13 protein-coding genes are annotated in these 15,916 nt (G+C 49.5%); 7 read left to right on the top strand and 6 right to left on the bottom strand.

The features are described 5' to 3' along the window. Positions 1–41: 41 nt before the first annotated feature. Positions 42–911 carry a sugar phosphate isomerase/epimerase family protein gene (locus tag ACYVJM_RS19330; protein WP_461149865.1) on the bottom strand — a complete coding sequence of 290 codons (870 nt, stop codon included), beginning with the start codon at positions 909–911 and terminating at the stop codon, positions 42–44. 158 nt (positions 912–1,069) lie between these two features. On the opposite strand from ACYVJM_RS19330, the gene ACYVJM_RS19325 reads away from it, so the two are divergent. Both ACYVJM_RS19325 and ACYVJM_RS19320 read left to right on the top strand, forming a co-directional pair. Continuing rightward, entirely contained in the window at positions 1,070–2,266 is a 1,197-nt protein-coding gene (locus ACYVJM_RS19325; protein WP_461149864.1) for a class I SAM-dependent rRNA methyltransferase, read from the top strand. 217 nt (positions 2,267–2,483) lie between these two features. Then, a complete protein-coding gene (locus tag ACYVJM_RS19320) occupies positions 2,484–4,235 on the top strand; it encodes a pyruvate dehydrogenase complex dihydrolipoamide acetyltransferase (RefSeq protein ID WP_461149863.1) in 1,752 nt (583 codons plus the stop codon). A gap of 78 nt (positions 4,236–4,313) precedes the next feature. On the opposite strand, the gene trxA is transcribed toward ACYVJM_RS19320, so the two are convergent. Further along, positions 4,314–4,658 carry a thioredoxin gene (gene trxA, locus ACYVJM_RS19315; RefSeq protein ID WP_012925146.1) on the bottom strand — a complete coding sequence of 115 codons (345 nt, stop codon included), beginning with the start codon at positions 4,656–4,658 and terminating at the stop codon, positions 4,314–4,316. Between the two features lie 71 nt (positions 4,659–4,729). Beyond that, positions 4,730–8,365, bottom strand: coding sequence for a DNA polymerase III subunit alpha (gene dnaE / locus ACYVJM_RS19310; protein WP_461149862.1), 3,636 nt, complete (start codon positions 8,363–8,365; stop codon positions 4,730–4,732). Positions 8,366–8,679: 314 nt separating this feature from the next. On the opposite strand from dnaE, the gene ACYVJM_RS19305 reads away from it, so the two are divergent. Then, positions 8,680–9,192: a pyridoxamine 5'-phosphate oxidase family protein gene (locus ACYVJM_RS19305; protein WP_461149861.1), complete on the top strand. Its 513-nt coding sequence runs from the start codon at positions 8,680–8,682 to the stop codon at positions 9,190–9,192. Between the two features lie 196 nt (positions 9,193–9,388). After that, positions 9,389–10,192 carry an NIPSNAP family protein gene (locus ACYVJM_RS19300; RefSeq protein WP_461149860.1) on the top strand — a complete coding sequence of 268 codons (804 nt, stop codon included), beginning with the start codon at positions 9,389–9,391 and terminating at the stop codon, positions 10,190–10,192. 93 nt (positions 10,193–10,285) lie between these two features. Here ACYVJM_RS19300 and ACYVJM_RS19295 read toward each other — a convergent pair whose 3' ends face one another. Next, positions 10,286–11,461 (bottom strand): glycoside hydrolase family 43 protein, encoded by a 1,176-nt coding sequence (locus ACYVJM_RS19295; RefSeq protein ID WP_461149859.1) that lies wholly within the window; start codon positions 11,459–11,461, stop codon positions 10,286–10,288. Positions 11,462–11,879: 418 nt separating this feature from the next. Here ACYVJM_RS19295 and ACYVJM_RS19290 point away from each other — a divergent pair, with 418 nt between their 5' ends. Together ACYVJM_RS19290 and ACYVJM_RS19285 are read left to right on the top strand one after the other, a co-directional pair. Continuing rightward, positions 11,880–12,362: a hypothetical protein gene (locus ACYVJM_RS19290; RefSeq protein WP_461149858.1), complete on the top strand. Its 483-nt coding sequence runs from the start codon at positions 11,880–11,882 to the stop codon at positions 12,360–12,362. Positions 12,363–12,399: 37 nt separating this feature from the next. Continuing rightward, positions 12,400–13,701: a serine hydrolase domain-containing protein gene (locus tag ACYVJM_RS19285; protein ID WP_461149857.1), complete on the top strand. Its 1,302-nt coding sequence runs from the start codon at positions 12,400–12,402 to the stop codon at positions 13,699–13,701. Between the two features lie 117 nt (positions 13,702–13,818). On the opposite strand, the gene ACYVJM_RS19280 is transcribed toward ACYVJM_RS19285, so the two are convergent. After that, positions 13,819–14,334, bottom strand: coding sequence for an acyl-CoA thioesterase (locus ACYVJM_RS19280; RefSeq protein WP_461149856.1), 516 nt, complete (start codon positions 14,332–14,334; stop codon positions 13,819–13,821). 207 nt (positions 14,335–14,541) lie between these two features. Between ACYVJM_RS19280 and ACYVJM_RS19275 the strand changes: the two genes are divergently transcribed. After that, the gene (locus ACYVJM_RS19275) at positions 14,542–15,402 is read left to right on the top strand and encodes a sterol desaturase family protein (RefSeq protein WP_461149855.1); all 861 of its coding nucleotides are present in this window, start codon (positions 14,542–14,544) and stop codon (positions 15,400–15,402) included. Here the strand turns inward: ACYVJM_RS19275 and ACYVJM_RS19270 are convergent, their stop codons facing one another. After that, positions 15,403–15,867, bottom strand: a complete 465-nt coding sequence (locus ACYVJM_RS19270) for a hypothetical protein (RefSeq protein WP_461149854.1) — start codon at positions 15,865–15,867, stop codon at positions 15,403–15,405. Between the last annotated feature and the right edge of the window lie 49 nt (positions 15,868–15,916).

The following is a 15,916-nucleotide window of genomic DNA, read 5'->3' as shown; positions in this document are numbered from 1 at the left end:
AGTCATCTTGTTTAATCCTTTAAATCTGGTTAAAATCCCGGTTACACCGCTAGCTTTTTCATATAATCGGCGTCGTTCTTTAAACTCACCATCGGCGACTCGGCGTATTCTTCCTGTTCGACAAGGAAGTACTTGATGCCGCTGTCCATGGCAATACGAAGCGTTTTCTTGAAGTCTACGTTGCCTTTGCCCAGATCGTTTTGTACCGGCTTGCCGCCCTGTACCGTATAATCTTTAACGTGACACAACTCGTAGCGTTTACCGTATTTCTTGAGGTGGTCGGCCGTATTTACGCCTGCTACGTCAATCCAGCACAAATCCAGTTCGAACATTACGTTTTTAGGGTCGGTGTTGGCCAGCAGGAATTCCTGCGGAAGTTTGCCATCGAGGGGGCGGAATGAGTAATCGTGGTTGTGGTAACCGAATTTAAGTCCGGCCTTGCTCACTTCTTCTCCGGCCTTGTTGAACATATCCGCAATTTTCTTCCAGTCATCCCAGGTCTTTTGGGGTCCAATGTAAGGGCATAGAAGATAAGTTAAGCCGGCACCATGAGCCATGTCAATACTTTTCTTCAGGCCATCGGGCTTCTCCATATCACCCCGGAAGTTGAAGTGGGTGCTGACCATTTTTACACCCAGACCGTCGAGGAAGGATTTCATTTCTTTCGGCTCCATACCCCACAGGAATCCCTGTGCTCCGCTGAAGCTCTCAAATTGTTTGTAGCCCATTTTGGCTAACTCGGTCATGACACCCTTGGGATCTTTGGGCATCACATCGCGGGCGCTGTATAATTGAACGCCGAATGGGCTAATCAATTTAGCGGGTGCGTTGGCCAGAAGGTTCGTTTGGCTGAGGGTTAAGGCTCCGGCCGTTAACAGGCCAGACTGTTTTAGAAAACTGCGTCGTTGCATGTTTGGTAAAAGTTTGCAGGTTTAAAACGTAAAGATGGGCCGCTTCTACGCAAAATGGCCTAAAAATTTTAGACTGCTTAACTCTTTCCCGGTTTAATCAGGCCTTTAGGGAATGACAAAAAACAACAACGTATCTTTGCGATCTTTCTTAAAGATGAATGACGTTCTCAAAATTATATCTGCAGGCCGGACGCGATGAGGCCCTCCGGCGATTTCACCCCTGGGTGTTTTCACGAGCTATCAGCCGCTACGAGGGCAACCTGAACGACGGCGATGTGGTCGAGGTATTCGACAGCAAAAAGAACTACCTCGCCACCGGCCATTACCATGATGGCAGTATTGCGGTACGTATTTTCTCGTTCAACGCCACAGCAGGCGGACCCGTTACCCCCGACTTACCCTACTGGACCAAAAAGTTAGCCCATATCCGGTCTATTCGAAAAGTGATTGTAACGGGTGAAACAAATTGCTATCGGCTTGTTCACGGCGAGGGTGATGGCTGTACGGGTCTGATTCTGGACATGTACAACGGTGTCATCGTTCTACAGGCACATTCCATCGGGATGCACCGGGAGCGGGAAATCATTACCGATGCCCTGAAAGCGGTTTTTGGTGATGAACTCAAGGCTGTATATGACAAAAGTGCCGAAACGCTGCCCGATGAATACGGTGCTACCGTAACGAATGGATACTTGTATGGCCGTACACCCGTACCGCATCCGGTGCTGGAAAACGGTAATACGTTTATGATCGACTGGATTACCGGTCAGAAAACCGGCTTTTTCCTCGATCAGCGCGATAACCGGGCACTACTGGCGCAGTATGCCAAAGGGAAAAAGATATTGAACGCTTTTTGCTATTCGGGCGGGTTTTCAGTGTATGGACTCAAAGCGGGAGCTACACTGGTGCATTCGGTCGATGTGTCTCAAAAAGCAATCAACCTAACGGATCAGAACATAACTGCCAACTTTGGCGAAGGTGATGATCGGCACCAGGCTTTTGCCGAGGATGTGATGCATTACCTGAAAAATCACGATCAGCAATACGATGTCGTGGTGCTTGATCCACCGGCTTTTGCCAAAAGCCAGTCGGCGCGGCACCGGGCGGTGCAGGGTTACAAACGTTTGAATGCCGAAGGCTTCAAGCGGGTAGCCAAGGGCGGCCTGTTGTTTACATTCTCCTGCTCGCAGGTAGTAGATCGTGAATTGTTCTACAATACAATTGTGGCAGCGGCCATTGAGGCCGGTCGGCAGGTGCGGGTGCTGCATCACCTGAGCCAACCCGCCGATCACCCCGTTAGTTTATTTCACCCGGAGGGCGGTTATCTAAAAGGATTGGTCCTGTGGGTAGAGTAATTAACGGCTTATAAATAGTAGTAACTAGAGCGATAAGCCGGATGGTATTTAACGAAATACCCCTGTCAGTCGTTTATCTATAACAGCAATAAAGGTTATACTTTACTTGCTGTTATAGATATTGACTGGTTTCCGCTAATTTTGGGCCTCAACCGGCTCGCCACGCTGGCGACCCAGCAAGTCCTTTCGTATAACCCGATTACATACATAGCTTCTTATGGCTGAATTAATCCGAATGCCCAAAATGAGCGACACAATGACCGAAGGCGTCATTGCAGAGTGGCACAAAAAAGTGGGCGATAAAGTAAAGTCCGGCGACGTACTGGCCGAAGTTGAAACTGACAAAGCAACCATGGACCTCGAAGCATACGACGAGGGTACATTGCTGTACATCGGTGTTGAAAAAGGAGCGTCGGTGCCGGTAGATGGCGTTCTGGCCGTTATCGGAGCAGATGGTGAAGATTACAAAGCCGTACTCAACGGATCGAGCGGAGGAAGTCAGGAAGCAGCCCCGGCGGCTCCCAAGCAAGAACCAGCGCCAGCACCTGCCAACAGCGCAAGTAATGAAGCGACCTCCAAGTTACCCGATCAGAAGGCCGTATCGGCGGCTCCTGCCGAGAACGTCAATGCGTCGATTATCCGGATGCCCAAAATGAGCGATACCATGACGGAAGGAACCATCGTGGCGTGGCACAAAAAAGAAGGCGATACCGTGAAATCGGGCGATGTACTGGCTGAAGTCGAAACCGACAAAGCGACCATGGACCTCGAAGCCTACGAGGAAGGTACGTTGCTTTATATTGGTGTCAAAGAAGGTTCGTCGGTGGCGGTTGATGAAGTCATTGCTGTAGTCGGGGAGAAAGGGGCCAATTTCAAAGTACTGCTTGATGGTGGTACTGGTGCGCCCGCAGCGGGTCAGCAGGCGGCTACCGGCGAAGGTGGCAGCGCAACGGCTCAACAGAATCCTCAGGCTGATTTACCTGCCAATGCCGATACGGATTTGTCGTATGCCGGTGGGGAAGGTGATGCCGCCGAGTCGAATGGCCGCGTGAAAGCTTCTCCTCTGGCTAAGCGCATTGCCGAAGAAAAAGGCATCAATCTGGCACAGGTACAGGGCAGCGGCCCCGAAGGTCGTATTGTGAAAAGCGATGTGGAGTCGTTTGTTCCCGGTAAAGCAGCTCCGGCGGCTCAACCAGCGGCACCGGCACAACAACCCGTGGCTCAACCAGCGGCATCGGCTCCTGCTGCAACGCCAGCACCGGCACCAGCTCCCGCGCCAACCCCTGCCGGGGATTATGAGGATGTTCCGGTTACTCAGATGCGCAAAACCATTGCCCGTCGTCTGAGCGAGAGTCTGTTTACCGCTCCGCACTTCTATCTGACCATGGAAATCAACATGGACAAGGCAATGGATCTGCGCGGTACGGTGAATGGCCTTAGCCCGGTTAAAGTATCGTTCAATGATTTCGTGATCAAGGCAGCTGCCCTGGCACTGAAACAGCATCCTAACGTCAACTCGTCGTGGTTGGGTGATAAAATCCGGAAGTACAAGTACGTGAACATCGGTGTCGCCGTAGCGGTCGATGAAGGCTTGCTGGTACCCGTTGTCCGGAATGCCGATCAGAAAACCCTGTCGACTATTTCGGGCGAAGTGAAGGATCTGGCCGGAAAAGCCAAGGACAAGAAACTACAACCGAAAGACTGGGAAGGCAGCACGTTCTCGATTTCCAACCTCGGTATGTTTGGCATCGAAGAATTTACAGCGATCATCAACCCACCCGATTCGTGCATTCTGGCCGTTGGTGCTATCAAGCAGACAGTGAAGTTTGAAGGCGAGGTGGCTAAACCAACAAATGTAATGAAGGTAACCCTGTCCTGCGATCACCGCGTCGTGGATGGCGCAACAGGGTCGGCCTTCCTGCAAACGTTCAAGCAACTGCTCGAAGATCCAATGCGGATGTTGGTATAAAAAGAGGGTAAGTACACTGGCAACAAAAAAGGCTTTCCGATTAATCGGAAAGCCTTTTTTTGTTGAAAACCTAAAACCTTAAATCGTTGCGGGTTCCATAGCGCCCTGAAGTTTTTGCTCCAGTACGTTTTTGGGAACGGCGCCGATTACTTTATCAACTAACTGACCGTTTTTGAAGATCATCAGCGTCGGGATGCTGCGGATACCAAATTTAGCGGGCACCTGGGAGTTTTGATCAACGTCCATTTTCGCTACTACGGCTTTCCCTTCGTATTCACCGGCAAGTTGCTCTACAACTGGCCCGATCATTTTACAGGGACCGCACCATTCGGCCCAGAAATCTACTAAAACAGGTTTGTCAGAATTTATAAGATCGTTGAAGTTCGCGTCGGTTGCTTCTACGGCATGTGTTCCTGCTGCCATGACTGAAAGAGTTTATTTGTTGAACTTGTTTCATGAGCATAAACCGTTTTCACGCCGTTTAGTTCCGAGTTTTACGCCACCTTGCACGTCACACCGTCTATAGCTTCCAGCGACCGAAGCAATGAATTAGCGGGTGACACTTTCAACGATCTTGCCTGTAAGCTGACTTCGATGCGCTCGCTATGATCGACCACATTGAGCGACAGCGTACAACTGCCGGGGTGGGCATTTACTAACTCGTTGATTCTGGCTACGAGTTGAGCGTTCAAGGCGTCCAGAGCTAACGATACGCGTAGCTCTTTGCAGAATTTTTCGCGCATGTCGTTCAGCAAACGAATGCTGGTGGGCTTGAATTCCAGTTGTTCCGAACCCCATTTGTTCTGCGTCTTTCCCGTAATGTGGAGGAAGCGCCCTACCTCAATGTATTGCACCAGCCGAACATAGTCATCACCGAAAAGGGCCATTTCCAGTGAGGAGTTATAATCCTCAAACTTGAAGATACAGAACGGATTGCCGCTCTTGGTTACCCGCATTTGTACCGCCGATACAATACCCCCCACCTTAATTTCAGGTTGTTTGGTTTCGAAAATATTGGCCAGCGTACAGTTACAGAATCCCTCCATTTCGAGTTTAAACTCATCCAGTGGATGACCGGTGATGTAAAAGCCGACAACATCCTTCTCGAATTTCAACTTTTCTATCTGGTTCCATTCGGTTACGATAGGCGCTTTGGGACGGGAAAGCATCGGCTCACCATTCATCATCGCACCAAACAGCGACTGTTGGGCAGCTGCTTTCTCGGCGTGGTAGTTGTTGGCGTAGCGGATAATCTTGTCCAGAAATGGGGATGTGTCGCCCTCGGCCATCTCGAAATACTGCGCCCGATGGTACTCGTCGATGCTGTCGAATGCACCGGCATAGGCCAATGATTCCCAGGTTTTCTTGTTCACCGTGCGCAGGTTGACCCGAATGGCAAAATCGAATATGTCTTTGAATGGGCCACCCGCTTTTCGTTCCTCAATGATGGCTTCAACGGCCGCGTCGCCCGCGCCTTTGATACCCCCCAGGCCGAAACGAATCTCTCCTTTTTTGTTAACGCCAAAAAAGCGTTCGGATTCGTTTACATCCGGCCCCAGAACCGGAATGTTGATGTTCTTACATTCTTCCATGAAGAATGTAATCTTATCGATCGTGCCCAGGCAGCTCGTTAAAACGGCCGCCATGTACTCTGAACGATAGTGGGCTTTGAGGTAAGCCGTCTGGTACGCTACGAAGGCATAACAGGTTGAGTGCGATTTGTTAAAGGCGTAAGAGGCAAAGGCTTCCCAGTCGGTCCAGACTTTTTCGCATACTTTCAGCGGCAGATTATTGGAAGCGCAGCCATCCATAAACTTGCCTTTCATCTTATCCAGCGTGGCTTTGTCTTTCTTCCCCATCGCCTTCCGCAGTACGTCGGCGTCGCCTTTGGTGAAGTTGCCCAGCTTTTGCGACAGCAGCATTAACTGCTCCTGATACACGGTAATACCGTAGGTATCAGCCAAATACTCTTCCATTTCTGGCATGTCGTACTTGACTTCTTCACGGCCGTGTTTGCGGTTAATGTAGTTCGGGATGTACGCAATCGGACCCGGACGATAAAGGGCGTTCATGGCAATGAGGTCACCGAAACGGTCAGGTTTCAGGTCTTTCATGTGCTTTTTCATGCCGTCGGATTCAAACTGGAATACGGCATTGGTTTCGCCCCGCTGGAAGAGTTTGTAGGTTTCCTCATCGTCCAGCGGAATATCATCAATGTCGGTTTCTACCCCATTAATAAAGAATCCACCGTGATTTTGCCGGATAAGCCGCAAACATTCCTTGATGATGGTGAGGTTGCGCAACCCCAGAAAGTCCATCTTGATTACCCCTGCATCCTCAATAACCTTACCCTCATATTGGGTGATGATCAGGTTCGTATCTTTTGAGGTAGATACAGGAACAATGTCTGATAGGTCGCTGGGGGCGATGATGATACCGGCGGCATGAAGTCCCGTATTGCGTACCGTGCCTTCGAGTTTACGCGCCTGTTTGAGAACTGCCGATACCTTTTCGTAATCCACGATCCGCATGGCGGCTGCTGCACTCTTGTCGCCCGCTTCCAGCGCCCGCATCCGCTTCACGTTATCCAGTTCTTCGGGCTGAATCACGTTCGACAGGCCACCCGGCCCATCGAGCGGGTCCTCAAAAATACGTTTGAGGGTCATGTTGTAAGTCGGCTTGTCGGGCACGAGCTTCACTACGGCGTTGGCATCCTGCAAGGGTAAGTCCATGACCCGCGCTACGTCTTTGATGGACGATTTGGAGGCCATGGTACCGTAGGTCACGATCTGTGCCACCTGCGCTTTACCGTATTTCTGAACAACGTAGTCGATTACTTTCTGACGGCCTTCATCGTCGAAGTCCGTATCAATATCGGGCATTGACTTACGGTCGGGGTTCAGAAAACGCTCGAACAGCAGGTCGTACTTGATGGGGTCGATATTGGTGATGCCTGTGCAGTAAGCCACCGCACTACCGGCGGCCGAGCCACGTCCCGGCCCGATCATAACGCCCAGATCGCGCCCGGCTTTAATGAAGTCGGCCACGATGAGGAAGTACCCGGCAAATCCCATTGTCCGGATCGTGAACAGCTCAAAATCAAGACGTTCCTGAATGTGCGGCAGAATGTCGACGTATCGTTCTTTAGCCCCTTCATAAGTCAGGTGGCGCAGGTATTCCCACTGGTTCAGAACGTCGTCGGTATGCTGCTGGAACTCCTTCGGAATCGGGAAGTTGGGCAGCATGATGTCCCGCTTCAGCTTCAGTGTTTCAACCTTGCCCACGATCTCGTTGGTATTGTCGATGGCTTCGGGCAGGTCTTTAAACAGCGTCGTCATCTCCTGCGTGTTCTTGAAATAGAACTGGTCGCTGAAGAAGGCGAAGCGGGTATTTTTGGGCATCACATCGTCGTCGCTGAAATCTTTCATCGACGGGGTGCTTTGCTTTTCGTTGGTGTTTACGCACAGCAGAATGTCGTGGGCAACCCAGTCGTCCTGATCGACATAGTGCGAATCGTTGGAGGCAATGATCTTCACGTTGTACTTCCGGGCGAACTTGATCAAGACCTCGTTGGCTTTGATCTGGTCGGGAATTTCATGGCGTTGCAGTTCAACGTAATAATCCTCGCCGAAGCGGTCGAGCCACCATTTGAACTCGATCTCACCGGCTTCCTCGCCTTTTTTGAGAATGGTTTTGGGAACCGATGCGCCAATGCAGCAGGTGGAGGCAATGAGTCCCTCTTTATACTGGTCAATCAGTTCTTTTGTAACGCGGGGATATTTGCCATATAATCCCTCCATATAACCCAGCGAGCAGAGTTTCGCCAGGTTTTTGTAACCCTGTGCGTTCTTCGCCAGCAGCAACTGGTGGTAACGAACGTCCTTTTGCTCTTTGGTGAACTGCTTTTTGTGGTGGTCTTCAACGACATAGAATTCACAGCCAACAATAGGTTTGATGCCCTGCTTGCTGGCTTCGGCTACAAATTCAAATACCCCGAACATATTGCCGTGATCGGTGATGGCAACGGCCGGCATATTATCGGCTTTAGCCTTCTTAATCAGCTTCTTAATATCGGCCTGGCCATCGAGCAGCGAGTATTGAGTATGGCAGTGAAGATGTGAAAATTGCATATTGTCTGAACCTGGATTTTTATGATTTCACTGATTTACAGGATTTCATTCTCTGTAAAAATAGAACAAACTAGCCGGGAACGGGCAACGGGGAGGAGGGAATTTTAAAAGATTAAGGTAAAAGGCTGACTGTGAAATGACTGTCAAAAAGGGTAGACCAGCTCTTTAACAGCTTGTAAATTGTGCAGGTTTACTTCCCGACATTGATGCTTTTTTCAAAAGGCCATTCACTCAACTTTCCTGAATATTCTAAAATTATATAAACCCTATAGTGTAACATATGATTGTGCCTGAATAACAAACCTGATAATCTTATGCAAGCTCAACGCACCTTGAATCCAATCGAACTGGACAAGCTCAAAGACAAAATCAAGGATATTCGCATTGCCATGCTCACCACCCAGGAGTCGGACGGCGATTTTCACACCCGACCCATGGCAACGCACGAGATAGATCCCGACGGCACCATGTGGTTCTTTACGTACGAGAACTCAAATAAGGTCAAGGAAATTCGCCAGAACGAGCGCATTGCGCTGGGTTTTGCGGACCCCGACTCCGAGGTGTATGTATCCACTTCCGGCTATGCCGAAATAGTGAAAGATAAAGCCAAGATCGACCAGTTGTGGAGCGATTTTCTGAAAACTTGGTTTCCAAATGGGAAAGATGATCCGGAGGTTACGCTGCTTAAAGTGACAACCCATGCCGGTGAATACTGGGATCGGCCGGGGGGGAAAATGGTGAAACTGTTCGAGATGGCGAAAGGCGCTATCACCGGCGATACGGATAAAACGGGCCGCAACGAGAAGTTCGGCGATGAGCCCCAATAAGGGTAAGTAAACAACCCAACGAACAGTGCTGGCAGATGTGACCTCAGGTCGTTCTGCCAGCACTGTTTGGTTTAGGAAGAATACGATTTGCCGAAAAATGTTGTTGGCTGCGGTATGGTAGAACGAACGATTTGCCTCCTTTGACGAATGATTAAAAGTTAATTTCTACCGGATACATACCGAAAAAGCATTGTTTATGAAAAGACGTCAGTTCGTGAAAGCCTCTCTTCTTACTACTTCCGTGGCGGGTGTTTTATCGCCAATTAACCAGGCGACTGCCGCTACAGATATTCAGCAGAACGCTTCCCCGGAGTTTTATGAACTGAGAACATACACGTTAAAAAATGGTCGGCAACTTAAGCTAGTCCAGAATTACTTTCAACAAGCCGCTATTCCTGCCTACAATCGACTGGGAAGCAAGAATGTGGGTGTTTTTACCGAATACCTTTCTCAGGGATTTACCAAACTGTTTGTGCTGATCCCCTTTACGTCTTTAGACGCCTACCTGAAGATCTCTGATCAATTAGCCAACGATAGCGCCTACCAGCAAGCCGGTGCCGAATACCTGAACGCCGAGGCCACTGCGCCCGCTTACGAGCGCATTGAGAGTTCGCTGTTGAAAGCCTTTTCGAACATGCCCCGGCTGGAATTACCCGAAAAGAAAACGCGTATTTTTGAGTTGCGTCGGTATGAAAGTCCTAATGAAACAGCCGGGAAAAAGAAGATAGAGATGTTCAATCAGGCGGGTGAGATCGCCATTTTCAAGCGAGTAGGGCTTACTCCGGTGTTTTTTGGAGAAACGCTCATCGGGCCAATGCGTCCCAACCTCACGTATATGCTGACGTTCGATGATATGAATGAACATGACCAGAACTGGAAAACCTTCGGCGGTGACCCCGAGTGGAAGAAAATCAGCTCCATGCCTGAGTATGCCGATGCCAAGATCATATCGAATATTCACCGGACTTTTCTCATTCCTACTGCTTTTTCGCAGATTTAATCGGCTCCGGTTTGCAGGACGGGCGAGGGTTTTTAAACGCCATCTCTTGAAGAAATGGCGTTTGAAAACCCTCGCCCGTCCTATTCTAATAGACTACCTACCGCTAGACTGCCCACCCGACGTTGCTACAGCCGAAGGGAGCTTTTGCGGTGTAGTGGTGGGGCCTGAAATCGTAATGATTCCGTTTTTAACCTGCATGCGGTCAATACAAACAACCCGTTCGTCGCCGGTTTTGGCAGTTCTGGCGTGATAGACGCAGAACATTTCTTTCCCGTCCGGTGAGTACGTTACGCTGTTGTGACCCGTACCGGTTACCGAGCCGCCCTTGTCGGTATTTTTCTGCAGAACCGGATTGTTAGCCGCTTTTCTGAACGGACCCAAAGGCGAGTTCGCTGTAGCGTATCCGATGGCATAGTTCTGTCCACCGAAATGATTGGCCGAATACATGATATAATACAGGTTGTCCTTTTTGAAGGTAACCGAGCCCTCCGTCCACCGGCGGTTGACTTCGCGGGCGGTTACGGATCGGCTCTCCCATTCGGCCTGTTTGTCGCTCAGACGAACGGGTGGTCGTAGTACCAGAACCGGTTGGCCGACGATGCCGGAAAAGTCAGGTTTGATTTCAACACCGTATACCCAGCTTTCCTCGATCTCGTTATACCAGCCGTTCTTTTTGGCAAGATCGGCTACTTCACTCTTAACCGGATGTTTGTAGCAGCAACGCGAGAAATACAAGTAGGCTTTTCCGTTAGTATCAAAAAACACGTTCGCATCGATAACAGGATAGCCCGGATCAAAAACTGGTTTGTTGGTCAGGTCAACGAACGGGCCCGTAGGTTTGTCGGACACGGCTACACCAATCCGGAAGTTTTCCAGTTCTTTGGTTGGGTTTACTTTCCATTGAGCGCTGTAAAACAGGTAGAACTTTCCCTTTACTTCATACACTTCCGGTGCCCAGTAGGCACCGCCCCAATTGGCTTTTGGGTCGCTCCAGCCGTTTTTGTTGTCGTGAAAATAAACCTGCCCTTCTGACTTCCAGGTCACCATGTCTTTAGACGAGTAAGCCGAAAACCCTTTATCTGCTCCTCCTCCGGTGCCGTACATATAATACATTCCCTTCGTATGTAAAATGTATGGGTCGCCAAACTGTATTGGCAGGGGGTTAGAAAAAGTGGTCTTGGCCTTACCCTCGCGTTGTGTGGTTTGTGCCGTAGCATGATGCAAAAAGAGGGTAGTAACTACGAAAAATAGGAGCAGTGATTTTTTCATGTTCATGATTGATTGCCTGTGCGCAGACCTTCGGCAAGCGGCTTCCAGCAGGAAACAAACTTATATATATTTATCTTCATACACGCTGTCGATGGACGCTTCTTATAAAAGTCGATACCCGCCTGGCTGTTACCATAGTATCGGTAAAATAAAAACGAAAAATAAAGAGCAATCTGTTTCAGACTACACAATAAACACCTGCAGACAGCGTTTTTAGTCTGTTACGTTTCGTCAAAAGCCCCGGTAATCTATTTGCCGGGGCTTTTTTGCTGCATCGTCTTTGGACCGGCCGGTTGACTGGTGTTAACTAAACCTGTTACATTTGGCTTCTTGAGCTACTATATATACGCTCGAAACACGGCATGGCGTTTGATAGATAACGCTTGAACACAACCCATAACACAACTTATACAAACTCATGGCTACTTCTTATGCCGTTCGATCTTTTCGAAATAGTATTCTTGCTTTAGCCTTTTTGGGCTTACTTACCACAGCCTGTAAAAAGTCAGGAGGGGTCGATGACGTTGACCCCCGCGATCAATACATCGGTACGTATGAGGGAGGTTACCAGAGCGTCATTCGGTTTGGTGGTGCCGAACTGAAACCTGAAACAGGTACAACGACCGTAACCGTTACCAAGAGTTCGAATGCCAAAGAAATTTACATCGATATAAAGGGCAATCGCCCTTATCAGGTAACCGCAGAACTAAACGGGGCCAGCTTTAATGTAATTGACCGAACACAGGATCAAATATACGTTCAGGGCACAACCTTCACTGGCAATTATAGCGCTACAGGGGTATTCGATAAAAATCAGTTTGCCATGTCTACCACAACGGAAACGCTTCAGGGGGGAACCGTGATCAGCCGGGCTGAATCGATAATGGGTGTAAAAAAATAACTACATTCGCCCTGATTCCTAACAACTTCCGGTTTGTATGAAACTAGTTAATTTGACCGGCCTGATGGCCGGTCTTTTTGTTACTGCCACCGTGCAGATATCTATTGCGCAGACAGGTTTGTCGGGGCCTGTTCTCAAAGAAGCCGCAGCTGAAACAGTTGGCATGAGTACTATCCGGCTTCAGCGCATGGATGCGGTAATCAACGATTACATTGCCAAAGGTCGACAGGCGGGTGTTGGGGTGCTGGTTTCCCGAAATGGCCGAATTGTTTACCATAAAGCCTACGGCTTCGACAACATTCAGACGAAGGCGCCACTAAAACGGGATGCCATTTTTCGGATTGCCTCACAAACGAAAGCCATTACCAGCATTGGACTGATGATGCTGTTTGAAGAAGGGAAATTTCTACTCGACGACCCTATCTCGAAGTACATTCCGGCCTTCAAAAACCTAAAAGTGCTGGATAAATTCAACGAGAAAGATTCGTCGTTTACTACCGTTCCGGCAAAACGCGAAATCACGATCCGTCAGCTACTGACGCATACATCAGGCATTAGCTACCCCGGTATTGGCACAAAAGAAGCGGTTGCGATGTATGCCAAGAATAAAATACCCAGTGGCATTGGCACGCCTACCGGCACACTAGCTGACGCCATGACCCGGCTGGGAGCTTTACCGCTGCTGCATCAGCCCGGCGAAAAATGGACGTATGGTCTTAGTGTCGATGTGGTTGGTTACCTGATCGAAGTGCTGTCGGGTCAATCGCTCGACCAGTTTCTCCGCGCCCGCTTGTTTGACCCGCTGGGCATGAACGACACGTTTTTTTATCTGCCAGCGGCCAAGCAAAATCGCCTGACGATGGTCTTTACCGAGGATTCGGTAAAATCTGTAAAGCCATTGCCTTCGCTAAATGGTCTATCGGGCGATTACCCAAAGCAGCCGGGAACCTACTATTCGGGGGGAGCCGGTTTATCGTCAACGATGTATGATTACGCTATTTTCCTGCAAATGATGCTGAATGGGGGTGAATATGGCGGTAAGCGTTTTCTCAGCCCAACAACGGTTCGGCTCATTACGACCAATCAGATCGGAGATCTCAATCAGGGACTCAACAAATTTGGGCTGGGCTTCTCGATAACGTCGGAAAAAAGTGCAGCCCGGCTACCAGTTTCCGAAGGCACCTACGACTGGGGAGGCTTCTTTGGAACAACGTACTGGGTCGATCCTAAAGAAGGCATTATCGCGCAGATTTACACCCAGAAAGTGCCCAACAGCTACGGTGATCTGACGGATAAATTTAAGGTACTTGTGTATCAGGCTATAACGCAGATGAAGTAATCATAACCGGGATTTTAGCCAGATTTAAAGGATTAGACAAGATTGTTGACAGACAATTCAATGGTTTGGCTCTTCAGTAATCTTGTTTAATTCTTCCAATCTTCTTAAAATCTCGGTTCAGACTTGCAAAAACTCCCTCAGCTCTGTAGCATCGTGGGCGTTCATGCGTCCGGCCAGGACAAGGCGTAGCTGTCGCCGGCGCAGGGCACTCGCGTACCGATCCTTTTCGTCGTCGGTTTCGGGGATAACGGCGGGCACTTCAATGGGTCTGCCACTTTGGTCAACGGCTACAAATGTATAATAGGCGCTGTTTGTGCTGACCCGTATACCGGCGGGGATATCTTCAGCCCATACTTCAATAAACACTTCCATCGAGGAACTGAACGCGCGGGTTACCTGAGCTTTCATGGTAACGATATTACCTAGGCGGATGGGCTCAGAAAACGAGACATTATCGACTGAGGCCGTCACAACTATGCGGTTTGAGTGTTTCTGAGCGGCAATGGCTGCGGCAATGTCCATGAAATGAAGCAGTCGCCCACCCATCAGGTTATTGAGGGTATTGGTATCATTGGGAAGCACCATTTCGGTCATCACCGTTATGGAGTCGCGGGCGTGTTTGGGTTGAGGCATTCGTTGGGTGTAGTCTTGTCAATGAGTTGTGTTTCCGTAATGGCAAGCTTATCTACGGCCGGTTACGATTCACAAACCAACGACCGAAAAGGCAGACTGGCAAACAAAGCACTAAGTTTGGTGATTTTTTGACGCATACACCCGCTGCTAAATCGTATTATTTCGTTGTAGATTTGTATAATATCGACAAATAATTAGACACTGATTATGGAGGGGTTAGTTGGTTATTTCGAACATATTCCATCGGCGCATCGGGCGCTGATCCTGGTTGGGGGGATTGCTGTCTTCTGGATCATTGAAAGTGCCTTGCCTTTGTTTCGATTCCCTTATCGGAAAGTGCAGCACGCGGGCATCAACCTGTTCTTTACGGTAACTACCATTGTTGTCAACTTTGTGCTGGCTTTTGTTCTGCTCAAAACCAGCGATTGGGCGGTTAGTAATCAGGTCGGGCTGTTGCAATGGGTTCATTGGCCGCTTTGGGCCGAAGTTATCGTCGGGTTACTGGTTCTGGATCTGGTGGGAGCCTGGCTGGCGCACTGGACCGAACATAAAGTTGCCGCTCTGTGGCGTTTCCATCTCATTCATCATACAGACACTTACGTCGATACCACTACGGCCAACCGCCATCACCCCGGCGAGAGTGTCATTCGGTTTGCCTTTACCACCCTGGCAGTGCTCATTACAGGAGCACCTATGTGGCTGGTTTTCTTATATCAGGCTTTGTCTGTCGTTCTTTCGCAGTTTAACCATGCCAACATCGAGTTGCCCCGCTGGGCCGATCGGTTGTTGGGGCTGGTGATCGTAACGCCCAACATGCACCATGTTCACCATCATTATGTGTTGCCGGTTACGAATACGAACTACGGCAACATTTTCCCCTACTGGGACCGGCTCTTCGGTACCTATCACGAAATGCCGGGCAAAGCCATTCACTACGGAATCGATACGCATACCGAACCGCATGAACATTCCCACATCGGCAATCTGCTGAAAATACCTTTCCAGAAATACCGTCCGCCAGTAGGGGAGAAGTTGACCGAAACCCAAAAAACGCTGTCAGATGTTTGATTACGGGCAAGTGGTTTTTACCAGTACGTACCGGTAGCCACTTTTGGGCTCTTTTAATACCCATTTCCCGGCTTTCTCCACGCGTTCTCCTTCGTACCAGGAAATGGTGTCGCCGTTCATGGTTAAGTCGAGCGGGTAGATTTGCGTGGTGCCTTCGCCCGAACGCTGCCAATCGGCCCGGATTGTCTTGCCGCTGACCGATCCCTGAAAACTACCCCGTGCCCTGTCTTTTTCAAACGGCTTGTTGTCCAGGTAGCCCGTGGCCAGAATGTCGTTGATAACCAATTGTAGTCTGGTGGTATCGCGGCTCATGACCTGTTGATAACAAAGCGTGTCGGGGGCAGTAGTGGTCGCTTGCTGCTCGTCGGGCCGAGTTTGAGCTGATTCGTTGGCCGATTTGTCTGAAGGGCGGCTTTGACAGCTTGCCAGAAGAAGCAGGGTACTGAGAGTCAGATAGGTAGTCATGATGGAGAATAATTATTTTTAGATTAACCCATCGGCTATTCAATAGTTT

It is taken from the genome of Spirosoma pulveris, assembly GCF_054781875.1.
The sequence above is the reverse complement of the archived record's forward strand: the minus strand, read 5'-3'. Positions and strand labels throughout refer to the sequence as shown.